The organism is Microbacterium sp. ZW T2_14 (assembly GCF_044987405.1).
Classification (GTDB): Bacteria; Actinomycetota; Actinomycetes; order Actinomycetales; family Microbacteriaceae; genus Microbacterium.
The window spans coordinates 19,699-43,255 of sequence record NZ_JBJDRK010000017.1; the positions used below are offsets into that span (position 1 = coordinate 19,699).

Consider the following 23,557-nt stretch of genomic DNA (forward strand, 5'->3'; position numbering starts at 1 on the left):
AGACAGGGCGACTGATCGGCCCCACGGCCTTGACTCTTGCGCGATCGCGTGCAATGCGCGACGAAGCCGCCGGCGTCACCTCGCAGACGCCGGCGGCCTCACCGCCCCCCAAGCCGGCCGAAGCCGGCCTCGGTCACTGTGCCGGAGGCATCAGGACCGCGTCGATGAGATACACAGTGGCGTTGGCCGTCTGAACGCCGCCGCAGATCACGTTCGCATCGTTGACCATCCAGGCGTCCCCGCTGCCGGTCACCTCGAGATCGGCGCCCTGCACGGTGGTGTGCATGCCGGCGATGTCGGCGGGCTCGATCCGCCCGGGCACCACGTGGTAGGTGAGGATCGACGTCAGCGTGGCCGTGTCGGTCTTGAGCGCCTCGATGGTGGCGGGGTCGATCGCGGCGAAGGCGTCATCGACCGGCGCGAACACCGTGAACTCGTCGCCGTTGAGGGTGTCGACGAGGTTCACCTCGGGGTTCAGCTGGCCGCTCACCGCAGCAGTGAGGGTGGTCAGCATCGGATTGTTGGATGCCGCGACCGCCACGGGATCGGCGGACATGCCCTCGATCGAGCCGTCGCCGTCCGGCACGGCCTCGGCATAGGCGGCGCAGCCCGGGCCGACAAGGTCCGCGGCGGGGTCGGCCGCCATCGGCTCCTCGCTCGACTCCATCGCGGGTGTCGACGGTTCGGCCGACGGTTCGGCGGCCGAGCCGCCCATCGAACAGGCGGACAGCGCGAAGGTCGCGGCGACGGCGAGAGCGAGCCCGGCCGACAGACGCTTCCTGGTGGTGCGAGACATGTCTTCCTCCTCCATGCGGTCGTGCGACCGCGGTCTGGTGGCCCCCGGTGCGGGGAGCGTGCCGCAGGAGCGGCTACACGGTGTCTTCGGAGGGGTCGGCGGAACGGATTGGAAGAATCGGATGCCGATCTCGAGCACGCCCGCATCCCGTCGCCTGACCAATCCGAACGGGGCTCCGGAGCGAACAACCCCGTGACACCTAGGGGGACGCATGGAGCTCGTCATCATCGGTCTGCTCGGCGGACTCATCACGGGGATCTCGCCGTGCATCCTGCCGGTGCTGCCGGTCATCTTCCTGACCGGCGGCGCGCAGTCCGCCCGGTTCTCGTCGGATGCACCCGACGCACCTGCTCCCGCATCGCGGTGGCGGCCGTACCTCGTGATCGCCGGGCTCGTCACCAGCTTCACGCTCGTGACGCTGCTGGGGTCGCTCCTGCTCGGCCTGCTCGGTCTGCCGCAGGACGTGCTGCGCTGGGCGGGGATCGCCGTGCTGGTGCTAATCGGGATCGGACTCCTGGTGCCGCGGTTCGAGCGGCTGCTCGAGAAGCCGTTCCAGCGGCTGGCGCGCCGCTCCGAGGTGCAGAACGGCGGGAGCGGCTACGGCGTCGGGCTGGCGCTCGGCACGGTGTTCGTCCCGTGTGCGGGGCCGGTGCTGGCTGCGATCATCGTCGCCGGCTCGACCGGCCGGGTCGACCTCGGCACGGTCGTGCTGACGCTCTCGTTCGCGGTGGGGGTCTGCATCCCCCTGCTCTTCTTCGCGCTGGCGGGCCGCGGTCTCGTCGAGCGCATCCGCGCGTTCCGCACGCACGAGCGCGGCCTGCGGATCGCCGCCGGCGTGGCCATGCTCGCGCTCGCCGTCGGGCTCGTGTTCAACGTGCCGCAGCTTCTCCAGCGGCTCGTGCCCGACTACACGGCGGGCGTGCAGCGTCAGCTCACCGACAATCCCGACGCGCGTCGGGCGCTCGACCTGGGCGGTCTGGTCACCGACGAGAACCGGGATCTCGACAAGTGCACCAACGGCGCGGCGGAGCTCGAGTCCTGCGGTGCGGCGCCGAGCATCCGCGGCATCGACGGGTGGCTGAACACGCCGGACGGCGCGGCGATCGATCTCGCGGACCTGCGTGGCGAGGTGGTGCTGATCGACTTCTGGGCGTACTCCTGCATCAACTGCCAGCGGAGCATCCCGCATGTCGTCGCGTGGGACGACGCCTATCGGGATGCCGGACTGCAGGTGATCGGCATCCACTCACCCGAGTACGCCTTCGAGAAGGATGCCGCGAACGTCGCCGCAGGCGCGCGGAACTTCGGCATCACGTACCCGGTGGCACTGGACAACAGCCTGTCGACGTGGACGAACTACCGGAACCGCTATTGGCCGGCGCACTACCTGATCGACGCAGAGGGGACGGTACGGCACATCGCCTTCGGCGAGGGCAACTACGCCGCGACCGAGAAGCTCATCCGCGAGCTGCTGCAGGACGCCGACCCCGGTGTGGCGCTGCCGAAGGCGACCGAGGTCGCCGACGACACCCCGGATGCGGGCACGCGCACGCGCGAGACGTTCCTCGGATCGGCGAAGGACGTCAACTACGCCGGCGAGCCGGCATATCGCGCGGGCGAGGGGGAGTACCGGCTACCGGACGACCAGACGGCCGACTCGTTCGCCCTGGACGGCGCGTGGCGGGTGGAGACGCAGTACGCCACCCCGTCGGGGAGCGCAGGTGGCGGCATCCGTCTGCAGTTCCATGCCGAGGAGGTCCGCATGGTGCTCGCCGGCGAGGGCGAGGTGCGCGTGCGTCTGGACGACGGCCGGGAGGAGACGCTGGCCGTGTCGGGCACGCCCCGTTCGTATGCCGCTGCGGAGACCGAGGACGAGGCGGCTCACGTGCTGGACGTGCTGGTCTCGCCGGGAGTCGAGGTCTACTCGTTCACGTTCGGCTGATGCCGCGTGCGGTCAGGTCGGGGGAGGTGACGTAGGGCATGCTGGTGGACATGGTGATCGACGGGATCGACGTGCCGGAGGACGGCACGGAACCGGTCGACCGCATCGGAGAGCTGCTGCTGCGGGTGGCGGCCGGCGACCAGGCAGCTTTCGCGCGCGTCTACGACCTGCTCTCGCCTCGCGTCTTCGGTCTGATCCTGCGGGTGCTGGTGGACCGGGCGCAGAGCGAGGAGGTGCTGCAGGAGGTCTTCCTCGAGGTGTGGCAATCCGCATCGCGGTTCGCTCCGAACAGAGGTCAGGGGAGATCGTGGGTCCTCACGATCGCGCACCGCCGGGCTGTGGACCGTGTGCGGGCCTCGCAGTCGAGCACGGATCGCGACGTGCGGGCAGGATTCCGCGACCTCGGCGTAGCCCATGACGAGGTCGCAGAACAGGTCGAGCTGCGCATCGAGGGGGAGAGGGTGACGACCGCGCTGTCGGCACTGCCCGACGCCCAGAAGGAAGCGCTGACCCTGGCGTATTACGGGGGTTACAGTCAGAGCGAGATCGCGGCCCTCGTGGGAGCGCCGCTGGGCACGATCAAGACGAGGATGCGGGACGGATTGTCCCGCCTGAGAGCAGAGATGGGGGTGACCGCGTGATGGACGAGGAGGAGTTCGCCCAGCTCGCCGCAGGCGCGGCGCTGAACGCGCTGTCGCCCGCCGACCGCGAGGCGTTCGAGGCCGCGCGCCGCCGGCACCCCGAGTGGGAGGGGCTGGTGGACGCGGATGCCGCGACCGCCGCCGCCCTGGCCGACACCGTCGCCGAGGCCTCGCCGCCGCTGACCCTGCGGTCGACGCTGCTGGCGCAGATCGCCACGACGCCTCAGCTGCCCGCGATGGACGCCTCAGCCGCGGCCGCCGCCGAACCGGTCGCGGCATGGTCGGAGAGCCGCGATGAGCCCGCGGCCGAACCGCCGCCGGCGACCGCGGTGATCCAGGCGGCCTCGCGGCGCCGCTGGACCCGCGGCATCCTCGGACTCGCGGCATCGCTGGTGCTGCTCGTGGCGCTGGGGCTCGGCGCGGCCATGCTCAACGACTACGTCAACCGGCCCCCCGAGGTCGTCGCGCTGCAGCAGATCGAGGATGCGCCCGACGCGCAGTCGGCGACGGTCGAGGTCACCGACGGCGGCACGGCGACGGCGCACTGGTCGGAATCGGTCGGCAAGGCGGTTCTCGTGTCGCAGGGACTTCCGCAGATCGCCGACGACGAGAGCTTCGAGCTGTGGTTCGTGCGCGACGGCACCGCCGTGTCGGCGGGGACTTTCGACTCGACGGACGGCGAGGCGACCGCGGTGCTCGACGGCTCCGTGGAGCCCGGGGATGTCATCGCGGTGACGATCGAGCCGCAGGGCGGCTCGCCGACCGGCGAGCCGTCGACGGAGCCGATCGTGAAGATCCCCACCGCGTGAGGCCAGGAGGCCGGTGGCGGGGCCTGATGATCCCGGTAGCCTGAAGTACGTGGTTTCCGCCCCGCAGACGACTCAGACGCTCGCGCACCTCCGCCGCGCTCGCGATCTCATCGACCGCGCCTACGCCGAGCCCCTCGATGTGCCCACGATGGCGACCCAGGCGCTCATGTCGCCCGCGCACTTCTCGCGAGAGTTCAAGGCCGCCTACGGCGAGACCCCGTACGCGTACCTCATGACCCGGCGGATCGAACGGGCGATGGCGATGCTGCGCGAAGGCGTCTCGGTGACGGATGCCTGCACCGCCGTCGGTGCGACGTCGCTCGGTTCGTTCAGCTCGACGTTCACCGAGATCGCGGGAGAGACCCCGAGCTCGTACCGCTCGCGCTCGCACGACGCCGCCGAGGCGATGCCGCTGTGCGTCGCGAAGATCCTCACCCGGCCGACGCGGTACGTCTGACGCGAATCGGCTCAGCGCAGCGCCCGAGTCGCTGCTGGTGAACCGAGCAGGATCGGAGAAGCGCGCGCTCGCGGAGGCTCGTAGCGTGGCAGGCATGACGAACATCGCTCTGGCATACAGCCCCATCACCGTCGACGACGTCGACGCCGCCATCCCCTTCTACCGCGACGGCCTCGGTCTCGAGGTCGTCAACGACGTCTCCTACGACGGTCACCGCTGGGTGAGCTTCGGCTTCCCCGGCCAGCCCGGGCTGTCGCTCGTCGTATCCGACCCGTCGGCGGGCCGCTCGCCCGACGATGGCGAGGCGCTCCAGCGCCTCGTCGTGAAGGGATCCGGCCCCGGACCCTACGTCTTCACGACGAGCGACCTCGACGGGACTTTCGAGCAGCTGCGCGCGTTCGGTGCGGAGGTGCTCCAGGAGCCCAAGGAACAGGGCTGGGGACCGCGAGACTGCGCGTTCCGCGACCCGGCCGGCAACCACATCCGCATCAACCAGGTTTGAGCAGGGCGCCATGTGCCTGCCTTGGGCAGCCGCGATGCAGCGCGAGCCGGTGCTCGCCGCGGCGGGTAGCCTGGACCGAATGAGCGATTCGTCCAGGGAGTTCCACAAGCCCGTCCGACGGCCGGCGGAGGTCTTCGACCGGGCCTTCGCAGCCGAGGACCCGGCCGAGGTCTCCCGCGTCGCGCACACCACCGCGCACGCCCTGCTCTCGCGGGTGCGGGCCGACCCCGATGGCGGCGTCGTCGAGCGGCTGGTCTCGTTCACCGACGAGCACGGCATCGACGACCTCGCCGAGCTGTGGTCGCGTTCGCCCGCGAAGACGCTGCCCGGCGCGCTGTGGCGGCTGTACCTGGTGCAGCTCATGATCCACGACGACCCCCGCACGGCCGCGCTCCTGTACGAGCGCGGCCGGGCGGAGCTCGCCTCCGCCGACGACGTCGTGGCCGGCGCGCCTTCTCCCGCCGGACCCGACGAGCTCGTCGCCCTGGTCGACACCATCCTGCGGGGCCTGTTCCAGGGCGATTTCGCTGTTGCTCTCGACCGTGCGGCCGCGTTCTGCCGTGTGCAGGCGTCCGGCGCCACGCACGTCGCCGACGACTACGAGACGACGGAGCCCGATCGCGCGTCGACTTTCACGACACGCGCTCTGCGCCTGTCGGATTACGCCGCCGATCTCTCGGCCTGCGCCGCGCTGTGGCGCCGCGACGCCCTGAGCTGAGGCATCCGCTCGCTCAACCCGCGACAGGGCGGATCGCTCTTGGCGAGTCGCCAGAATGCGCGTGTGAGTGGTGGGTTCTTGGCGAGTCGCCAAAATGCGCGTCCGGGTCGGTCTGGCGAGTCGCCAAGAAAGTCGTCGGCGAGCGGATGCCGGGTGGGAAACAGGGCTGAGAGCCGGTGGCGGACTCGCCGGGCGGCAGAACGCCGCAGTGCTCACACCGCTTCGCGGGAGAGGCATTCTGCTCCGCCTCGAGTCGCGCAGCAGCGACGAGGTAGAGAGGTGCCGGGCCGCAGAACGCCTCTCGGCGCGAGGCCGCTCGGAGCGGCAGAAGATGGAGCCCGGGGTTACTGCGGCCCGGCCGTTCCAGTGTAACGGAGAGGCGGGGCGTGGCATTCCCGAGCGCTTAGGCTCTGGGCATGGCACTGCTCTTCGCGCTCGTCATCGACCCCGCGGCATCCGATGATCCCCGCTCCGAATTCGCCGATACCTTCCGGGTCATCGACCCGTCAGCGCCGGCGCTGAGTGTCGGCGAATTGAGCACGCAGCGCGGCGACGGCATCTTCGAATCGATCGGCGTCGTCGACGGTCACGCCCAGGAGACGGAGGCTCATCTCGAGCGGCTCGCGCACTCCGCGCGCATCTGCGACCTCACCGCGCCGAATCTCGCGCAGTGGCGGGCCGCGGTGCAGATCGCCGCGCAGCACGCGCCGCGCCACGGCGAGGGCGTCATCAAGCTCATCCTGAGCCGCGGGGTCGAGCACGGCCCTGCGCCCACGGCATGGGTGACGGTGGCCGCTGCCGCCGACAACACCGCCGTGCGCGAGCACGGCATCCGCGTCGTCACACTGGACCGCGGCTACGGCATCGACACCCCGGCGAAGGCGCCCTGGCTGCTGCTGGGCGCCAAGACCCTGTCGTATGCGGTCAACATGGCCGCGATCCGTGAGGCGAAGCGCCGCGGCGCCGACGATGCGGTCTTCGTCACCTCGGACGGTTTCGTGCTCGAGGCCCCCACCGCCTCGCTGATCCTGCGCATCGACGGCCGTTTCGTCACGCCCGCGCCGAACGGCGGCATCCTTCACGGCACGACGCAGCTGAGCCTCTTCGCCCACCTCGAGGAGGAGGGACACGCCACCGGCTACGCCACGCTTCCCATCAGCGCTCTGGCCGAGACCGATGCCGCGTGGCTGGTGTCGAGCGTGCGTCTGGCGGCGCCCATCACGGCGATCGACGGCGTCGAGATTCCGGTCGACGCCGAGCTCACGGCATCCTTCAATCGCTACCTGCTCAGCCCGCGCGACTGAGCGCGAGGGGATTCCACGACGAAGCCCCCGCCGAACGGCGAGGGCTTCGAGTCTGCAGTCGTCCGGGTCACCCGAATCGGCCGGAGACGTAATCCTCCGTGGCCTGCACGGTCGGCGTCGTGAAGATCGCCGTCGTGTCATTGTACTCGATGAGCTTGCCCGGCTTTCCGGTGCCGGCGATGTTGAAGAAGGCGGTCTTGTCGCTGACGCGCGACGCCTGCTGCATGTTGTGCGTCACGATGACGACCGTGTAGTCGTTCTTGAGCTCGCCGATCAGCTCCTCGATCGCGTAGGTCGAGATCGGGTCCAACGCCGAGCACGGCTCGTCCATCAGCAGGACGTCGGGGGCGACGGCGATCGCGCGGGCGATGCACAGTCGCTGCTGCTGACCGCCCGACAGGCCCGAGCCGGGCTTGTCGAGCCGGTCCTTGACCTCGTTCCAGAGGTTCGCGCCGCGCAGCGACTTCTCGACGAGGGCGTCGGCATCCGACTTCGCCATGCGCTTGTTGTTGAGCTTGACGCCCGCGAGCACGTTCTCCTTGATCGACATCGTCGGGAACGGGTTGGGGCGCTGGAAGACCATGCCGACCTGACGGCGGACCAGCACCGGATCGACGCCCGAGCCGTAGAGGTTGTCGCCGTCGAGGAGCACCTCGCCCTCGACGCGGGCGCCGGGGATGACCTCGTGCATGCGGTTCAGGGTGCGCAGGAAGGTGGACTTGCCGCAGCCGGAAGGTCCGATGAACGCGGTGACGCTTCGCGGCTCGATCGAGAGTGTCACACCCTCGACGGCGCGGAAGTCGCCGTAGTACACGTTGAGGTCGTTGACTTCGATGCTCTTGGACACGGTGGTGGTTCTTTCGGGTTGGTGGGTCAGCGACCGGTCTTGGGGGAGAACACCCGGGCGACGAGCCGCGCGACGAGGTTGAGGACCATCACGATGAGGATGAGGGTCAGGGCGCCGGCCCAGGCGCGGTCGATGTACGCCTCGGGCGGGATGCCCTGGTTCATGTACTCCGTGTACGTGAACACGGGGAGGGTCTGCATCCGACCGTCGAAGAGGTCGTAGTTCATGCTGTTCGTGAAGCCGGCCGTGATCAGCAGCGGTGCGGTCTCCCCGATGACGCGAGAGATCGAGAGCATGATCCCGGTGGTGATGCCGGCGATGGAGGTCGGAAGCACGACCTTGACGATCGTCAGCCACTTCGGCACGCCCAGCGCATACGACGCCTCGCGCAGCTCGTTCGGCACGAGCCGCAGCATCTCCTCCGTCGAGCGGACCACGACGGGGATCATCAGCACCGACAGGGCGACCGAGCCCATGAAGCCCATGCGGGCGCCGGGGCCGAGGAACAGCGAGAAGAGTGCGTAGGCGAACAGGCCGGCCACGATGGACGGGATGCCGGTCATCACGTCGACGAGGAAGGTGATGCCTCGCCCGATCCGCTTGCCCTCGCCGTATTCGACGAGGTAGATCGCGGCCATCAGTCCGATCGGAATCGAGATCAGGGCGGCCATCCCCGTGATGAGCACGGTGCCGACGATCGCGTGCAGGGCGCCGCCGCCCTCGCCGACCACGTTGCGCATCGAGCTCGAGAAGAAGTCGGCGTCGAAGCGGGCGATGCCGTTGGAGACGACAGTCCAGGCGACCGAGACGAGCGGCACCATGGCGACGATGAACGCGGAGGCGACGAGACCCGTGATGAAGCGGTCGACAGCCTTGCGCCGGCTCTCGACGATCGCCGAGATCGTGAAGATGAGGACGAGGTAGACGATCCCCGACGTCACGAGCCAGCCGGCGACGTTGAGGCCCTCGCCCGAGCCCAGGGCGATGATGCCGAACACCGCGAGCATCACCGCGAGCGAGCCCGCGACGAGCGCCCAGACCGCCCAGGTGGGCAGGTGACCGGTGGTGAGCTGCGATCGCGTCGGGGCGACGCTCGCGCGGGGAGGCGTGGCGGTGATGGTCATCAGTTGGCCCCCGAGAATTCCTTGCGGCGATTCACGATCCACCGCGCGATGAAGTTGACCGCGAACGTCACGATGAACAGGATCAGCCCCGTTGCGATCAGGACGTTGATGTTCGTCGCGAACGCTTCGGGGAAGGTCAGGGCGATGTTCGCGGCGATGGTCGACGGGTTCGTCGACGTGAAGAGCTTGAACGTGACGGTTCCGGTCGCCGAGAGCACCATGGCGACGGCCATCGTCTCGCCGAGCGCACGGCCCAGGCCCAGCATGGACGCCGACACGATGCCGCTGCGCCCGAACGGCAGCACCGCCATGCGGATCATCTCCCAGCGGGTGGCGCCGAGGGCGAGAGCCGCCTCTTCGTGGAGGACAGGCGTCTGCAGGAAGATCTCACGGCAGATCGCGGTGATGATCGGCACCACCATCACGGCCAGGACGATGGCGGCGGTGAAGATGGTGCGGCCGGTCGCGGAGACATCGCCGCCGAAGAGCGGGAACCAGCCCATATTGGCGTTGAGCCAGGCGTAGACCGGCTGCACGGCGGGGGCGAGCACCAGGATGCCCCACAGACCGAAGACGACGGAAGGCACCGCCGCGAGGAGGTCGACGACATAGCCCAGGCTCTGGGCGAGCCGCCGGGGTGCGTAGTGGGAGATGAAGAGCGCCACCCCGAGCGACAGCGGGACCGCCATGATGAGCGCCAGGATCGCAGCCCACACGGTGCCGAACAGCAGCGGCCAGACGTAGTCCCAGAAGTTCGTGGTGAGCAGCGAGGCGTCCTCGGGGCTCGCGCCGATCGCCGGCACCGACTGCACGATCAGGAAGATCGCGACCGCCGCGAGGGTGACGAGGATCATCGAGCCGGCGGCGAGAGCCGTGCCCGAGAACCATCGGTCGCCTGGGCGCTGTCTGGCCGGGATCTTCGTCGCGGCGGGGGCGGCTGTCATGTCATCCGTCCTGGTCGGGGATGGTCTTCCTGATCCGCATCAGGCCCCGGACGCACCGTGAGGTGCGCCCGGGGCCGATGAGGATGTCAGCTGATCTGGTCGATCGCGGCCTGAGCCTTCTCGGCGAGCTCGGTCGAGATGGGCGCGCTGCCGGCGTTGTCGGCGGCGGTCTGCTGACCGGCCTCGCTGACGGCGGTGGTGAAGAAGCCCTTCACCAGAGCCGCGGCGTCGGCGTCCTCGTAGTCGACGCAGCCGATGAGGTAGCTCACGAGCATGACCGGGTAGGCGCCGGACTCCTCGGTGGTGCGGTCGATCGCGAATGCGAGGTCGGTCGACGCGCGACCCTCCTCGAGCGGCGAGGCGTCGAGTGCGATGGCGGCGCCCTCAGCGGACGGCTCCACCCACTCCGAGCCCACCTGGACGCTGACGGTCGTCAGGTCGGCGGTCTGCGAGTGGTCCGCGTAGCCGATCGTGCCGTTGCCGCCCTTGACGGCGTTGACGACGCCGGAGGTGCCCTGAGCAGCCTCGCCGCCCTGGATCGGCCACTCCTCGACGGAGTCGTAGGTCCAGACGTCGCCCGCGGTCTGCGCGAGGTAGTCGGTGAAGTTGGCCGTGGTGCCCGACTTGTCGGAGCGGTGAACCGGGGTGATCGCCAGGTCCGGGAGGGTGACGCCGTCGTTCGTGGCGGCGATCGCCGGGTCGTTCCAGTTCGTGATGGTGCCGGCGAAGATGCCCGCGATGGTGGCCGGGTCGAGGTTGAGCGCGTCGACGCCCTCGACGTTGAACGCGATGGCGATCGGCGACACGTACGCCGGGATCTCGACGATGTCGGAGCCCTCCGCGCAGGCGTCGAACGGGCCGGCCTCGAGCTCTTCGGTCTTGAACGCACGGTCCGACCCGGCGAACTCGACAGCGCCCGACTGGAACGACTCCCGGCCGGTGCCCGAGCCCTGCGGGTCGTAGTTGACGGTGACGTCCGCGTTGGCGGTCTGGAACTCGGCGGTCCAGGCCTGGACCGCGACCTGCTGGGAGGTGGCGCCCGAGCCGTTGAGCGTGCCGGTCAGGGCCGGACCTTCGCTGGCGGTCGGGGCGTCGCCGGAGGCGGTCTCGTTGGAGGCGCAGCCTGCGAGGGCGAGGGCCGCGATTGCGGCGACAGCGCCCACCTGGGCGATGCGAGAGATCTTCACTGTGTGAATCCTTCACGTGTCAGAGAAACAGGCCCGGGAAGGCCTTCGGGTTCGAACCCGGTGCGGGGTTCGTCTGAAACGTAGGCTCGGACTCTTAAGAGAGTGCGCTGCGCGGGTGAACGGGAGGTGAACAGGATGCCGACATCCATGCGTCGGCATCGACGTCCGGCGCCGTTCGGCCGCGGAATCCCGGGACTCCGGAGGGACGCTGTTCACCTGCGCCGCTGACGCGATCCGTCGGTCAATCCTTCGGGATGTGCGTCTCGATGGCGACGATGCCCGAGCCGGGGTTGTCGACCGACATGTGCACGACCGAGAAGGCCGCGGGCTCCAGCGCCGAGGCACTGCCGAGGTACGACCCGCGCAGCGTGCCGGTCGCGAGCGCCAGTTCGTTGAGGATGTCGGGAAGCACCGGCCCATGACTGCACACCACGGAGGGCTTGCGTGCACGGACCCGTTCGCCCACGACGGTGCGGGCATCGGACTTGCCGACTTCCCACGACTCCTGGCCGATCAGTCGCGTGGTGTCGATCTTGCGGCCGAGCGCTGCCGACAGCGGTTCGACCGTCGTGACGCAGCGCACCGCCGGGCTCGACACGATCTTGCGGACGCCGAAGGCGAGCAGCGGGCCGACGATCGAGGCGGCCTGCCGGTGACCGCGCGGAGAGAGGGGGCGGCTCGCCTCCTTCCCCTTCCATTCCTCCCGCGGCACAGCTTTGGCGTGCCGCAGGGCCACGATCGGGAAGGTCCGCAGCACCCCCTCGTCGATCAGCCGGACGAAGTACTCCAGGATCTCGGCGTCGACGGGGTAGCTGAGGCGGCGGAGCGCCTTCTTCGGCGAGACCCACTCGATGGCGGCGATCTCCTTGTTGGGCACGAAGGCGGACGCGCGGATGGCCGCCTCCGTCGCCTCCGCGGCCCAGTAGTGCACGATCTTCGTGCGCTTGCTGGGCAGCCGATAGCGCGAGACGCCGACGGGCACGCCGAGGGCGACACGGATGCCGGTCTCTTCGTGGATCTCGCGGACCGCCGTCTCGGCGAGCATCTCGCCGGGGTCGACCTTGCCTTTGGGAAGTGTGACGTCGCGATACTTCGTGCGGTGGATCAGGAGCACGCGCAGCTTGCCGTCGACGACACGCCAGACGACGCCCCCGGCCGCGTAGACGGCCGTCTCGGTCATCGCACCGCTCGTGCTCGCCGGCGGCGCTGCACGTTCGTCATGGTGCGGTCCTGGAGATCCAGGAGCAGCTTGCCGTCCTCGCCGATGTTGTGGCGCACCCACTCACCGTCGGCTTGGAGATGCCACGAGCTGGTGGTGTCGCTCATCGCCAGCGTGAAGAGGTCGTTGAGCTCCTTGACGTGGGCCGGCGTCGACACGCGGACGAGCGCCTCGACCCGGCGGTCGAGGTTGCGGTGCATCATGTCGGCGCTGCCGATGTAGACCACGGCGTCGCCGTCGTTGTGGAAGGCGAAGATGCGCGAGTGCTCCAGATAGCGGCCGAGGATGGACCGCACGGTGATGTTCTCGCTCATGCCCGCAACACCCGGCTTCAGCGCGCAGATGCCCCGCACCCACACCTCGACCTTCACTCCGGCCTGGCTGGCCCGGTAGAGCGCGTCGATGATCTGCTCGTCGACCATCGAGTTGACCTTGATGCGCACGCCGGCGGCCTTGCCGGCGAGCGCGTTGCGGCGCTCCTTCTCGATGAGCCGCAGCAGGCCCTTGCGCAGGTGGAGAGGCGCGACGAGGAGGCGCTTGAACTTCTTCTCGATCGCGTAGCCGCTCAGCTCGTTGAACAGGCGCGTGAGGTCGCGACCCACGACGTCGTCGGCTGTGAAGAGGCCGAAGTCCTCGTACACGCGGCTGGTCTTCGGGTTGTAGTTCCCGGTGCCGATGTGGCTGTAGCTGCGGAGAACGCCGTTCTCCTCGCGGATCACGAGCGCCAGCTTGCAATGCGTCTTGAGGCCGACCAGGCCGTAGACGACGTGCACGCCGGCCTTCTCGAGCTTGCGCGCCCAGACGATGTTGTTCGCCTCGTCGAAGCGGGCCTTGATCTCCACGAGCGCGAGCACCTGCTTGCCGGCCTCTGCGGCGTCGATGAGTGCCTCGACGATGGGGCTGTCACCCGAGGTGCGGTAGAGGGTCTGCTTGATGGCGAGGACGTGGGGATCCTTCGCCGCCTGCTCGAGGAACGCCTGCACGCTGGTCGCGAAGGACTCGTACGGGTGGTGCACGAGCACGTCGCCCTTGCGGATCGACGCGAAGATGTCGGGCCGCTCGTTGTTGTCGCCCGGCTGGAAGGCGACCGCGGTCGTCGGCAGGTGCGGCGTGAAGCGGAGGTCGGGCCGATCGATGCGCAGGTCGAACAGGCCGCGCAGATCGAGCGGGCCGGGGAGGCGGTAGACCTCCTGCTCGGTGACGTCGAGCTCTTTGACGAGCAGGTCGAGCGTCACGTCGTCCATGTCGTCGGTGATCTCGAGGCGGATGGGCGGGCCGAACCGGCGCCGCAGCAGCTCGGCCTCCAGCGCCTGGATGAGGTTCTCGGTCTCGTCCTCCTCGATCGCGACGTCCTCGTTGCGCGTGAGGCGGAACGCGTGGTGGTCGAGCACCTCCATGCCCGGGAACAGGTCGTCGAGGTGGTTCGAGATGAGGTCTTCGAGCGGCAGGTAGCGCACCGTGCCGGCCGCGGCAGGCAGCTCGACGAAGCGGGGCAGCATCGGCGGCACCTTCAGGCGGGCGAACTCCTGACGGCCGGTGCGGGCGCTGCGGATGCGGATCGCAAGGTTCAGCGAGAGTCCCGAGATGTACGGGAAAGGGTGGGCCGGGTCGACGGCGAGCGGCATCAGGACGGGGAAGACCTGCGCCTGGAAGTAGTCGTACAGCCGCGACCGCTCGGCCTCGTCGAGGGTGTCGTACGAGACGATCTGGATGCCCGCGTCGGCGAGCGCCGGCTTTACGAGCGATCGCCACGCCTCGGCGTGACGCAGTTGCAGGCGGCGCACTTCTCCCGAGATGTCGGCGAGCACGTCGGCGGGGGAGCGCCCGATGTTCGTGGGAAGCGCCAGACCGGTGACGATGCGGCGCTTGAGACCCGCGACGCGCACCATGAAGAACTCGTCGAGGTTGTTCGCGAAGATCGCCAGGAAGTTCGCCCGCTCGAGGGTGGGCAGGTTCGGGTCTTCGGCGAGTTCGAGCACACGCTGGTTGAAGGCGAGCCAGCTGAGCTCGCGATCCAGGTAGCGGTGGTCGGGAAGCTGCGAGTCGAAGACCTCCGAGAGGTCGAAGTCGTCGTCGTCCGCATCGCCCAGGCCGGCGTCGAGCACCTCGGGTTCGATCATCCCCTCATCATTGCAGGGTCACGTGACGAGAGTGTGAACCGTTCGTCTCGCTTCGCTCGCTCAGGACGGCGCAGGACGGATGCCGGAGGCCGAGGCATCCGTCTCCCTATGCGCCGGTGCGCTCGCGGGGGGCGGGTTCGGGCTCGTCCTCGTACACGTTGAAGCGGTAGCCCACGTTGCGGACCGTGCCGATGAGCTGCTCCATGTCGCCGAGCTTGGCGCGCAGGCGCCGAACGTGCACGTCGACCGTGCGGGTGCCGCCGAAGTAGTCGTAGCCCCACACCTCGCTGAGCAGCTGCTCGCGGGTGAAGACGCGGGACGGGTGCGTCGCGAAGAAATGAAGGAGCTGGAACTCCTTGTAGGTGAGATCGAGCGGTCGCCCGTGCACCTTCGCCGAATACGAGGACTCGTCGATCGTGATGCCCGACGTCTGGATGCGTGTCGAGACCTGCTCGGCCGACTGCCGGCCGACGGCGAGTCGGATGCGGGCGTCGACCTCGGCCGGGCCGGCGGTGAACAGGATGACGTCGTCGACGCCCCAGTCGGGCGAGACGGCGGTCAGACCGCCCTCGGTCACGATGAGCAGCAGCGGCGCATCCAGCCCCGTCGTGTTGAGGATCTTGCACAGCGACTTCGCGCCGACCAGGTCCACGCGGGCGTCGACGAAGATGATGTCGGCGCTCGGGGCGTTGACCAGCTGAGCGGGCTCGGCGGGGATCAGGCGCACGCGGTGGCTCAGCAGTTCGAGCGAGGGCAGCACGGGGCCGCCTCCGTGCGTGGAACTGAGAACCAGGAGCTGTGCCAATGGATCGCCTTCCCGGCGCGTGGGGGCGCGCCGCGAACCCCAGTGTAGAGCGTGGCCGCCCGCCCCTCCGTCCTGATGACCTTCGCGGGCCTCCGTGAGCCTTGCCGGCGTATCGCCGTGGATGCGCCGGGCGGCCTGATGGGCGATGATGGGGGCGTGGCCGTGCCTGAACTCGCACCTCGCCGCACCTTCGGCGGCATCGTCGCCGTGTGGGTGCTGGCGGCGCTCATCGCGATCGTGGTGGGCATCTTCGCGACACCCGACTGGCGCGCGGCGTGGCTGGGGGTCGGATTGGGCGGATGCCTCATCGCGGCGTTCGCGACGCAGCTCTGGTCGGGGCGCTCGCAGGGGTTCACCGAGCGCGTGGCGGCGGGGGTCCTCGGCGCGGCACTGGTGATGGGTGTGATCAGCCTCGGATTCGGGCTGGCCTCGCTCGTTCCCGGCTAGACTCGCTCGCATGGATCTCGTCGCGCTCGAACTGTTCTACGTGGGCCTGCTCGGTCTGGCGTCCCTCGCGATCGTCTTCGTCTCCGCGGTCGTCGTCAAGAACCTGTACCGCGGCCAGCGCTGACGGGTCGCGTCGTGCTCGACATCCCGACCGACCTTCCCGCGGAGCTCGTACCGCTGTCGTGGCTCATCGGCGTCTGGGAGGGGACCGGCGTCATCGACTACGGCGATCACGCCTACACCGGTGAGTTCACCCACCGGGTGAGCTTCAGCCACGACGGCGGCGACTATCTGAACTACTCGGCCGAGGCGTGGCTGCACAGCCCCACCGACCCCGAGGAGCGCACGCGTCTGGTGGCGGAGCTCGGGTACTGGCGGCTCGTCCTCTCGGCGACCGACGCCGATGCCGGCCCCGGCCTGCTGCCGGCGCTCGCCCCCGCTGTCGCGCGTACCGCCGACGACATCGAGCAGCTGCGCAACGCCGACGGCGGCTTCGACATCGAGGCGGCGCTCGTGCACGCCGACGGCGTCAGCGAGCTCTACCTCGGGCAGATCAAGGGCCCCCGCATCGACATCGCCACCGATGCCGTCGTGCGTCCGGCGAGTGCCAAGAACTACGCCGCCGCGACCCGCATGTACGGCCTCGTCGACGGTCACCTCCTCTGGGCCTGGGACATCGCCGCCCTCGGCTTCGAACTCGGCGCCCACGCGTCGGCCCGCCTCGCCAGGATCGAATGAACGCTGCGTCATCATCACGCACGGAATGAGCACGCATCCATGAGCACCTCTCTTATCAACTCGCCCCGTACGAGCAGAGCGATCGATGACTGACCCGTTCGCTGCCGTCCCGGGCGCCGTCGTGGACGATGCCGGCCTCCTGCACGTGGGCAGCCCTCTTGTCGAGCAGCGCCGCCTCGCCGCCGGTGCCGCGATCGCGCCGCGTCGCGATCGCGGGGTGATCGCGGTCCCGGGCGAGGACCGCCTCACCTGGCTGGACTCGCTGTCGTCGCAGGCCCTCGCCCGCCTCGCACCAGGCGTGAGCACCGAGCTGCTCATCCTGGATCCTCAGGGACACGTCGAGCACGCGGCATCCGTCGTCGACGACGGCGAGACCACCTGGCTCATCGCGGATCGCGCCGATCTCGCCGGCCTCTTCGACTGGCTGCGCAAGATGCGCTTCCGGCTGCGCGTGGATCCTCGCATCGCCGACGACGAGTACGCGGTCGTGGGCGGGACCGCCGCGGCGCTCGAGCGCATCTCGCCGGCCGCGCCGTCGGGCGTCGCGCTCGTCTGGCGAGACCCGTGGCCCGAAGTGGCACCGGGCGGGCATGCCTACGCCCCGGTCGACCCGCATCCCGGTGCCGAGCGCGACTGGGCCGAGGCGATCGTGACGCGTGCCGAAGAGCAGCGGATTGCGGATGCCGCGACTCGAGGAGAGCTGGAGCTCGCCGGCATCGCGGCGGCCGAAGCGCTGCGTGTGGCCGCATGGCGTCCGCGCTGGAGCACGGACGTCGACGAGCGGGCGCTGCCGCACGAGCTGGACTGGCTGCGCACCGCCGTCCACCTCGACAAGGGGTGCTACCGCGGCCAGGAGACGATCGCGAAGGTGCACAACCTCGGGCACCCGCCGCGGCGCCTCGTGGCACTGCAGCTCGACGGATCGGGCAGCGTCCTGCCCGAGCACGGTGCCGCCGTGCGGATCGGCGACGATGCGGTCGGGATCGTGACGTCGGCCGCGCTGCACTACGAGGAGGGCCCGATCGCGCTGGCGATCGTGCGCCGCACGACGCCGGTCGACGCGCCGCTCACGGTGGACACCGCCGACGGCCCGATCGCCGCGGCGCAGGAGATCGTCGTGCCGCCCGATGCGGGCGCGACCGCGAACGTCCCGCGGATCACCCGCCTGTCGCGCCGCGCGGCAGCGCAGTAGGAGCGCCGGCGGTGAGCGGCGACGGCGACACCGCCGCGATCACCCAGACCGTGCCCACCGGGTGGCGCGCCCGGCTCGACCTCCGGCCGCAGCTGGCGCGTGTCCGGGGATCCGCGATCGCGATCGTGCAGATCACCGTGGCGGCGACCGCTGCGTGGGCGTTCGCGCACTACGTTGTCGGGCACCCGGCACCGCTGCTCGCGGCGACCGTCACCATCTCGAGTCTCGGCTTGGTGCGCGATGCCCGACCCCGCCGCGTGCTCGAGACCGTCGTCGGCATGCTGGTCGGCATCCTCGTCGCGGAGGGGTTCGTCGTGGTCGTCGGGCCGGGGTGGTGGCAGCTCGCGCTGGCGCTCGGCGTCACCCTCCTCGTCGCCCGGTTCCTCTCGCCGTATCCGCCGTTCGCGATCATGGCCGGCATCCAGGCGTCGATCGTGATGTCGCTTCCGGCGTCGCAGCCCTTCTCGCGGCTGATCGACGGGATCGTGGGCGGTGTCGCCGCGCTGGTGGTCACCGCGCTCATCCCGCGCAATCCCCGCAGCGAGGAGGCGAGAGACGGGCACGCGGTGTTCGCGGCCGCCGATGCCGCCGCGCGCACCATCGTGCAGGCGCTGCGCCGCGGCGACGCGCTGCGCGCGACGCGGGGGCTCGAGAAGGCGCGCGGGATCGGCCCGCGGATCGACGAATGGCGCACGTCGCTGGAGTCGGGACTGGCCGTGGCGGGATTCTCGCCCTGGCTGCGGCCGCAGCGCGCCGAGCTGCGCCGCCATCAGGCGGTGCTGCAGGCCATGGACTTCGCCACGCGCAACCTCCGTGTGGTCGCGCGTCGGGCGGTGTACCTGTGTGACGACGGTCAGCGCCGCCCCGTGCCGGCGGAGCTCCTGGCCGAGTTGATGCGGGGCGCCTCGCTCGTGGGCGAGAGCCTCGACGACATCTCGTTCCAGCCCGCCGCCCAGGAGGCGGTGCGGGCGGTGGCGGTGCGCCTCGACCCGGCGCAGATCCTGCCCGACGGGTCGCCGGGGGAGCAGTACCTCATCACGGCGCTGCGCCCGCTGGCCGTCGACCTGCTGACCGCGACCGGCATGCCGTCGGCTGAGGCGCGCGCCCTGCTGCCGCGGCTGTGAGCTTCGGCCTCAGCGCGGCGCGACGGCCTCCCACGGCACGGTGACCTCGCCGAGGCGCCAGCGCGAGCGGTCGAGGATCGGCCAGCCGCCGGCGACGAGCGCCGACAGCGCCGTGCGCCAGCGATGCACCGGACCGAACGGCGAGACGCTGGCCGCACGGTCCCACTCGGCGTCCAGCGCGGCGAGGAAGTCGTGCACCCGCTCGCCGGGCACGTTGCGGTGGATCAGAGCTTTCGGAAGCCGCTCCGCGGCGACGGACGGATGCTGCAGCCCGGCCAGCCGCAGCGACACGGTGAGGGTTCGGGGCACGGCGTCGGGCCCGACCGCCGCCCAGGTCGCGATGCGCCCGATCTCGTCGCAGGTGCCCTCGACGAGCAGCCCGTCGGGGGCGAGACGCCCGGCCATCGTCGCCCAGGCCGCCGCGACCTCGGCCTCGCCGTACTGGCGCAGCACGTTGAACGCCCGCACGACGGCGGGACGGCGGCCGGCCGCCACCGGCACCTCGAACCCGCCGCGCGAGAACGAGACGCGGGCGTCGGGCGCGAACGACGTGCCGCCCGCGCGCACCTGCTCGAGCTGGGCGCGGGCGCGGGCGACACGGGCGGGATCGATCTCGAGGCCCAGGACCTCGACGTCGGGGCGCACCCGCACCAGCCGGGAGTGCAGCTCCAGCGCCGTGACACCGCTCGCGCCGTAGCCGAGGTCGACCACGAGCGGGTCGGATGCCCGGCGGAGCGCGGGCTGCCGTGCGATCCACCGATCCACGCGCCGCAGCCGGTTCGTGCCGGTCGTGCCGCGCGTGATCTGCCCGACCGGTCCCCGCGCCATCCCCCCATGATGCCAGGCGACACCGTCGAGCCGGCGGGTGCCGCCCGTCGTCACCGCGCCGGGGCGCGCGCCGTCGCCCCGATATCATGGGGCGCATGACCGCGCCCTATACGCTGATCCTCCTCCGTCACGGCCAGAGCGAGTGGAACAAGACCAACCAGTTCACGGGCTGGGTCGACGTCCGCCTCACCGAGCAGGGCAAGGCCGAGGCCGCGCGCGGCGGCGAGCTGCTCGCCGAGTCCGGCATCCTTCCCGACGTCCTCCACACCTCGGTGCTGAGCCGCGCCATCCAGACCGCCGACATCGCCCTCGACGCGGCCGATCGCCTCTGGATCCCCGTCAAGCGCTCCTGGCGCCTGAACGAGCGCCACTACGGTGCCCTGCAGGGCAAGGACAAGGCGCAGACCCTCGAGGAGTTCGGCAACGAGCAGTTCATGCTGTGGCGCCGCTCCTTCGACGTTCCGCCGCCGCCCCTGGCAGCCGATGACCAGTACAGCCAGGTCGGCGACCCGCGCTACGTCGGCATCGACGGCGAGGTGCCCGACACCGAGTCGCTGAAGATCGTGATCGACCGCATGCTGCCGTACTGGCACAGCGACATCGTGCCCGACCTGAAGGCCGGCAAGACCGTCCTCGTGACCGCGCACGGCAACTCGCTGCGCGGTCTGGTCAAGCACCTGGACGGCATCAGCGACGCCGACATCGCAGAGCTCAACATCCCCACGGGCATCCCGCTCGTGTACCGCCTCGACGAGAACCTCCGCCCGCTCAGCCCGGGGGAGTACCTCGACCCCGAGGCCGCCGCTGCCGGCGCCGCCGCGGTCGCGAACCAGGGCAAGGCCTGACGCTTCGCGTCTGACGCGCACAGAAGAGCGGATGCCTCGTATCGAGGCATCCGCTCTTGGCATGTCGGGCGGCGTGGCGCGCGGTGCTACTGCGGCTTGACGATGTCGATGGCGTCGGTGCTGGTCGTCCAGTCGCCCGTCGACAGGTAGGCGACCTTCTTCGCCACGGACACCGCGTGGTCGCCGAAGCGCTCGTGGTAGCGGCTGGCGAGCGTGGCGTCGACGGTGGCCGAGGGGTCGCCCTGCCAGCTGTCGCTCAGCACCTTCTCGAACACCGACACGTGCAGCTCGTCGAGCTTGTCGTCGGCGTTGCGGATCTCATCGATGAGGTCGCCGTCCTGGGTGCGCAGCAGCTCGGTGAGCTGACGAGCGGCCTCGACGTCGAGCTCTCCCATCTTGAGGAAGGTCGACTTCAGCCCCTTGGGGATGGCGCGCTCCGGGAACCGCATGCGCGTGAGCTGCGCGATGTGCTCGGCGATGTCGCCCATCCGCTCGAGCGACGCGCTCATGCGCAACGCGCTGACGACGATGCGCAGATCCCGCGCCACCGGCTGCTGACGGGCCAGGATCTCGATCGCGAGCTCGTCGAGTTCGACCGCCTTCTCGTCGATGATCGCGTCGGCCTCGATGACCTCCTCCGCGAGGGCGACGTCGCTGGTGCCGAACCCGCGCGTCGCCTTGTCGATGGCGACCGTGACGAGTTCGGCGATCTCGACCAGACGCCCCTGCACGTCCTCGAGGGACTGGTGGAAGACTTCGCGCATTCCGACGCACCTTTCGTGGTTTCGGGGAAGAGGCTCGCGCCCGCGCCCCGCCGATCATCGCCAGGGAAGGTTAACGGATGGTGCCCCCGCGGTGAACAGTACCGGGCTGATGCGGCAGCCTTCCCGTTCCCGTCGGATCGCGCCTCGCGCGTGCATCTACGCTGGTCGCATGGACACGACGCAGCTCGCGCTGCTCGCCCTCCTCGCGGGGATCATCATCGGCGGTTCGATCTCCGCCGTCGTGGTCGCGGCGATGCGGGCGCGCGACCGCGCACATGCGGAGATGTCCGTCGAGATCCCCGACGGCGTCCGCGGCGTGCTCCACGGGATGGATGACGCCGCCCTCGTCGTCGACGCGTCGTTCACGATCCTCGCCGCGTCGGCAGCCGCCGCCGCATTCGACCTCGTCGAAGGCGGCACGCTCCCGAGCGACGAGCTGCGCTCGCTCGTGCGACGCGTGCGGACGAGCGAGTCCGTCGTGACCGAGACCAGCGCGACCGAGACGATGCGCATCCGGCGCGGCGCGCCGCCGGCCGAGCCTCGCCTCGTGGTCGTCCGGGCGTCCCGGATCTCGCCCCGGCTGACCCTCTTCGTGCTGCGCGACATCACCGAACGCGAACGGGTCGAAGAGATGCGCCGCGACTTCGTCGCGAACACGAGCCACGAGCTCAAGACGCCGGTGGGCGCCGTGAGCCTGCTCGCCGAAGCGATCGAGTCCGCCTCCGACGACCCGCCGCAGGTGCGCATCTTCGCGACCCGGCTGCAGGCCGAGGCGAACCGGCTCGCCCTGCTGACCTCGCGGATCATGAACCTCTCCCGCCTGCAGGCCTCCGACGAACTGCCGCAGCGCGATGTCTCCATCGACGAGGTCGTCGCCTCCGCGCTCGATGCGCATGCGATTCAGGCGGACTCGGCGGGCGTCGAGGTGGTGCGCGGCGGCGTCCGCGGCCTGTACGTCCACGGTGACGCCCAGATCCTGAGCGAGGCGGTGGGCAATCTCATCGCGAACGCCATCGCCTATTCGCCCCGCGGCTCGAGCGTGGGGGTGGGTATCAAGGCCGTCGACCGCGTCGTCGAGATCGCGGTGACCGATCGCGGCATCGGCATCGCCGAGGGCGAGCAGGATCGTGTCTTCGAGCGCTTCTACCGCGCCGATCCGGCACGCGCCCGACGCACCGGCGGCAGCGGGCTGGGACTCTCGATCGTCAAGCATGCGGCGCAGCGACACGGCGGGGAGGTGCGCCTCTGGTCGCGCCCCGGCCGCGGGTCGACGTTCACCATCCGGCTGCCGCAGATCGACGCACCGGAGATCGAGCCCGCGGCCAAGCGCGGGCGCAAGAGGAAGCGGCCGACCGCGACCGCCGCCGGCGCTGCGACCCCCACCACTGCTGCTCCTGCTGCCGCCGGCGGCGGGACGGCCACCCGAACCACCGCCGGCCCCGCTGCCGGTGAGAGCCTCGCCTCCGGCAGGAATGGAGATCCCGCATGACCCGCGTCTTGATCGTCGAGGACGAACCCGATCTCGCCGACCCGCTCGCCTACCTCCTGCGCCGCGAGGGGTACGACGTGGAGATCGCCGAGGACGGCCCGGCCGCCCTCACCTCGTTCCGCGAACGCGGCGCCGATATCGTGCTGCTCGACCTGATGCTGCCCGGGATGCCGGGGACCGAGGTCTGCCGGCAGATCCGCACCACCTCGGCGGTTCCCATCATCATGCTGACGGCGAAGGACTCGGAGGTCGACATCGTCGTGGGACTCGAGCTCGGGGCGGACGACTACGTCACCAAGCCCTACTCGGCCCGTGAGCTGCTCGCGCGCATGCGGGCCGTGCTGCGCCGCTTCTCTCAGATCGACGCCGACCTCGAGGATCGCGTGCTCGAAGGCGGGCGCGTGGTGCTCGACATCGACCGGCACACCGTGTCGGTCGAGGGCGGCGAGATCAACATGCCTCTGAAGGAATTCGAACTGCTCGAGGTGCTGATGCGCAACGCCGGGCGGGTGCTCACGCGCGGTCAGCTCATCGACCGGGTGTGGGGCAGCGACTACTTCGGCGACACGAAGACGCTCGACGTGCACATCAAGCGCATCCGCTCGCGCATCGAGAGCAATCCCGGTGCGCCCGAGATGCTGGTCACCGTGCGCGGTCTGGGCTACCGCTTCGAAGGCTGAGCGCCGCCGACCGACGAAGAGGGCGCCCCGACCGG

Annotated in this window: 24 protein-coding genes; 14 read left to right on the forward strand and 10 right to left on the reverse strand. The window is 70.2% G+C overall.

The genetic code is table 11. The annotated features are described in order from the left end of the window. Positions 1-133: 133 nt before the first annotated feature. Entirely contained in the window at positions 134-796 is a 663-nt protein-coding gene (locus tag ACI3KY_RS07945) for a fasciclin domain-containing protein (protein WP_404929641.1), read from the reverse strand. Between the two features lie 211 nt (positions 797-1,007). Between ACI3KY_RS07945 and ACI3KY_RS07950 the strand changes: the two genes are divergently transcribed. From ACI3KY_RS07950 to ACI3KY_RS07980, 7 genes are all read left to right on the forward strand, one after another. Further along, entirely contained in the window at positions 1,008-2,738 is a 1,731-nt protein-coding gene (locus tag ACI3KY_RS07950; protein WP_404929642.1) for a cytochrome c biogenesis protein DipZ, read from the forward strand. Between the two features lie 38 nt (positions 2,739-2,776). After that, entirely contained in the window at positions 2,777-3,379 is a 603-nt protein-coding gene (gene sigK / locus ACI3KY_RS07955) for an ECF RNA polymerase sigma factor SigK (protein ID WP_404929643.1), read from the forward strand. Beyond that, positions 3,379-4,188, forward strand: coding sequence for an anti-sigma factor domain-containing protein (locus ACI3KY_RS07960; protein WP_404929683.1), 810 nt, complete (start codon positions 3,379-3,381; stop codon positions 4,186-4,188). Before sigK ends, ACI3KY_RS07960 begins: the two co-directional genes overlap by 1 nt. A 49-nt stretch (positions 4,189-4,237) precedes the next feature. Beyond that, complete coding sequence (locus ACI3KY_RS07965; RefSeq protein ID WP_404929644.1) at positions 4,238-4,645, forward strand: helix-turn-helix transcriptional regulator; 408 nt, start codon at positions 4,238-4,240, stop codon at positions 4,643-4,645. Between the two features lie 94 nt (positions 4,646-4,739). Next, positions 4,740-5,147, forward strand: a complete 408-nt coding sequence (locus tag ACI3KY_RS07970) for a VOC family protein (RefSeq protein WP_194413346.1) — start codon at positions 4,740-4,742, stop codon at positions 5,145-5,147. Between the two features lie 79 nt (positions 5,148-5,226). Beyond that, complete coding sequence (locus ACI3KY_RS07975; RefSeq protein ID WP_404929645.1) at positions 5,227-5,865, forward strand: DNA-directed RNA polymerase subunit beta; 639 nt, start codon at positions 5,227-5,229, stop codon at positions 5,863-5,865. A 416-nt stretch (positions 5,866-6,281) separates the two neighbouring features. Then, positions 6,282-7,169: an aminodeoxychorismate lyase gene (locus tag ACI3KY_RS07980; protein WP_404929646.1), complete on the forward strand. Its 888-nt coding sequence runs from the start codon at positions 6,282-6,284 to the stop codon at positions 7,167-7,169. Positions 7,170-7,236: 67 nt separating this feature from the next. Here ACI3KY_RS07980 and pstB read toward each other — a convergent pair whose 3' ends face one another. The 7 genes from pstB to ACI3KY_RS08015 form a co-directional block, all read right to left on the reverse strand. Beyond that, positions 7,237-8,016 (reverse strand): phosphate ABC transporter ATP-binding protein PstB, encoded by a 780-nt coding sequence (gene pstB / locus ACI3KY_RS07985; protein WP_194413349.1) that lies wholly within the window; start codon positions 8,014-8,016, stop codon positions 7,237-7,239. Between the two features lie 26 nt (positions 8,017-8,042). Continuing rightward, a complete protein-coding gene (pstA, locus tag ACI3KY_RS07990) occupies positions 8,043-9,140 on the reverse strand; it encodes a phosphate ABC transporter permease PstA (RefSeq protein ID WP_404929647.1) in 1,098 nt (365 codons plus the stop codon). After that, complete coding sequence (gene pstC, locus ACI3KY_RS07995) at positions 9,140-10,084, reverse strand: phosphate ABC transporter permease subunit PstC (RefSeq protein WP_404929648.1); 945 nt, start codon at positions 10,082-10,084, stop codon at positions 9,140-9,142. The genes pstA and pstC overlap by 1 nt, the downstream gene beginning before the upstream one ends. Positions 10,085-10,170: 86 nt before the next feature. Next, a complete protein-coding gene (pstS, locus tag ACI3KY_RS08000) occupies positions 10,171-11,271 on the reverse strand; it encodes a phosphate ABC transporter substrate-binding protein PstS (protein ID WP_404929649.1) in 1,101 nt (366 codons plus the stop codon). 241 nt (positions 11,272-11,512) lie between these two features. After that, positions 11,513-12,451: an NUDIX domain-containing protein gene (locus tag ACI3KY_RS08005; RefSeq protein ID WP_404929650.1), complete on the reverse strand. Its 939-nt coding sequence runs from the start codon at positions 12,449-12,451 to the stop codon at positions 11,513-11,515. After that, a complete protein-coding gene (locus tag ACI3KY_RS08010) occupies positions 12,448-14,610 on the reverse strand; it encodes an RNA degradosome polyphosphate kinase (protein ID WP_404929651.1) in 2,163 nt (720 codons plus the stop codon). The genes ACI3KY_RS08005 and ACI3KY_RS08010 overlap by 4 nt, the downstream gene beginning before the upstream one ends. Positions 14,611-14,716: 106 nt before the next feature. Next, positions 14,717-15,415 carry a response regulator transcription factor gene (locus ACI3KY_RS08015; RefSeq protein ID WP_194413355.1) on the reverse strand — a complete coding sequence of 233 codons (699 nt, stop codon included), beginning with the start codon at positions 15,413-15,415 and terminating at the stop codon, positions 14,717-14,719. A 156-nt stretch (positions 15,416-15,571) separates the two neighbouring features. On the opposite strand from ACI3KY_RS08015, the gene ACI3KY_RS08020 reads away from it, so the two are divergent. From ACI3KY_RS08020 to ACI3KY_RS08035, 4 genes are all read left to right on the forward strand, one after another. Beyond that, on the forward strand, positions 15,572-15,862 hold the full coding sequence (locus ACI3KY_RS08020; protein WP_194413356.1) for a hypothetical protein: 291 nt from the start codon (positions 15,572-15,574) through the stop codon (positions 15,860-15,862). Positions 15,863-15,997: 135 nt separating this feature from the next. Then, positions 15,998-16,600: an FABP family protein gene (locus tag ACI3KY_RS08025; RefSeq protein WP_404929652.1), complete on the forward strand. Its 603-nt coding sequence runs from the start codon at positions 15,998-16,000 to the stop codon at positions 16,598-16,600. 85 nt (positions 16,601-16,685) lie between these two features. Next, positions 16,686-17,792: a YgfZ/GcvT domain-containing protein gene (locus ACI3KY_RS08030; protein WP_404929653.1), complete on the forward strand. Its 1,107-nt coding sequence runs from the start codon at positions 16,686-16,688 to the stop codon at positions 17,790-17,792. Between the two features lie 11 nt (positions 17,793-17,803). Further along, a complete protein-coding gene (locus tag ACI3KY_RS08035; RefSeq protein WP_404929654.1) occupies positions 17,804-18,916 on the forward strand; it encodes an FUSC family protein in 1,113 nt (370 codons plus the stop codon). Between the two features lie 9 nt (positions 18,917-18,925). On the opposite strand, the gene ACI3KY_RS08040 is transcribed toward ACI3KY_RS08035, so the two are convergent. Continuing rightward, positions 18,926-19,744, reverse strand: coding sequence for a class I SAM-dependent methyltransferase (locus ACI3KY_RS08040; protein ID WP_404929655.1), 819 nt, complete (start codon positions 19,742-19,744; stop codon positions 18,926-18,928). Positions 19,745-19,839: 95 nt separating this feature from the next. Between ACI3KY_RS08040 and ACI3KY_RS08045 the strand changes: the two genes are divergently transcribed. After that, positions 19,840-20,589, forward strand: coding sequence for a phosphoglyceromutase (locus tag ACI3KY_RS08045; protein WP_404929656.1), 750 nt, complete (start codon positions 19,840-19,842; stop codon positions 20,587-20,589). 86 nt (positions 20,590-20,675) lie between these two features. Here the strand turns inward: ACI3KY_RS08045 and phoU are convergent, their stop codons facing one another. Beyond that, entirely contained in the window at positions 20,676-21,353 is a 678-nt protein-coding gene (gene phoU / locus ACI3KY_RS08050) for a phosphate signaling complex protein PhoU (protein WP_404929657.1), read from the reverse strand. Between the two features lie 169 nt (positions 21,354-21,522). On the opposite strand from phoU, the gene ACI3KY_RS08055 reads away from it, so the two are divergent. Further along, the gene (locus tag ACI3KY_RS08055) at positions 21,523-22,842 is read left to right on the forward strand and encodes a sensor histidine kinase (RefSeq protein ID WP_404929658.1); all 1,320 of its coding nucleotides are present in this window, start codon (positions 21,523-21,525) and stop codon (positions 22,840-22,842) included. Further along, positions 22,839-23,522: a response regulator gene (locus tag ACI3KY_RS08060; protein ID WP_404929659.1), complete on the forward strand. Its 684-nt coding sequence runs from the start codon at positions 22,839-22,841 to the stop codon at positions 23,520-23,522. The genes ACI3KY_RS08055 and ACI3KY_RS08060 overlap by 4 nt, the downstream gene beginning before the upstream one ends. Positions 23,523-23,557: the final 35 nt, after the last annotated feature.

Bases quoted from the DNA above. Each gene is read 5' to 3' on its own strand.
- ACI3KY_RS07950 (WP_404929642.1), top strand. From the start codon at position 1,008: ATGGAGCTCGTCATCATCGGTCTGCTCGGCGGACTCATCACGGGGATC.
- pstC (WP_404929648.1), bottom strand. From the start codon at position 10,084: ATGACAGCCGCCCCCGCCGCGACGAAGATCCCGGCCAGACAGCGCCCA.
- ACI3KY_RS07975 (WP_404929645.1), top strand. From the start codon at position 5,227: ATGAGCGATTCGTCCAGGGAGTTCCACAAGCCCGTCCGACGGCCGGCG.
- ACI3KY_RS07945 (WP_404929641.1), bottom strand. From the start codon at position 796: ATGTCTCGCACCACCAGGAAGCGTCTGTCGGCCGGGCTCGCTCTCGCC.
- sigK (WP_404929643.1), top strand. From the start codon at position 2,777: ATGCTGGTGGACATGGTGATCGACGGGATCGACGTGCCGGAGGACGGC.
- ACI3KY_RS08045 (WP_404929656.1), top strand. From the start codon at position 19,840: ATGACCGCGCCCTATACGCTGATCCTCCTCCGTCACGGCCAGAGCGAG.
- ACI3KY_RS07970 (WP_194413346.1), top strand. From the start codon at position 4,740: ATGACGAACATCGCTCTGGCATACAGCCCCATCACCGTCGACGACGTC.
- ACI3KY_RS08010 (WP_404929651.1), bottom strand. From the start codon at position 14,610: ATGATCGAACCCGAGGTGCTCGACGCCGGCCTGGGCGATGCGGACGAC.
- ACI3KY_RS08060 (WP_404929659.1), top strand. From the start codon at position 22,839: ATGACCCGCGTCTTGATCGTCGAGGACGAACCCGATCTCGCCGACCCG.
- ACI3KY_RS08005 (WP_404929650.1), bottom strand. From the start codon at position 12,451: ATGACCGAGACGGCCGTCTACGCGGCCGGGGGCGTCGTCTGGCGTGTC.
- pstA (WP_404929647.1), bottom strand. From the start codon at position 9,140: ATGACCATCACCGCCACGCCTCCCCGCGCGAGCGTCGCCCCGACGCGA.
- ACI3KY_RS08055 (WP_404929658.1), top strand. From the start codon at position 21,523: ATGGACACGACGCAGCTCGCGCTGCTCGCCCTCCTCGCGGGGATCATC.
- ACI3KY_RS07960 (WP_404929683.1), top strand. From the start codon at position 3,379: ATGGACGAGGAGGAGTTCGCCCAGCTCGCCGCAGGCGCGGCGCTGAAC.
- phoU (WP_404929657.1), bottom strand. From the start codon at position 21,353: ATGCGCGAAGTCTTCCACCAGTCCCTCGAGGACGTGCAGGGGCGTCTG.
- ACI3KY_RS07980 (WP_404929646.1), top strand. From the start codon at position 6,282: ATGGCACTGCTCTTCGCGCTCGTCATCGACCCCGCGGCATCCGATGAT.
- ACI3KY_RS08040 (WP_404929655.1), bottom strand. From the start codon at position 19,744: ATGGCGCGGGGACCGGTCGGGCAGATCACGCGCGGCACGACCGGCACG.
- ACI3KY_RS08030 (WP_404929653.1), top strand. From the start codon at position 16,686: ATGACTGACCCGTTCGCTGCCGTCCCGGGCGCCGTCGTGGACGATGCC.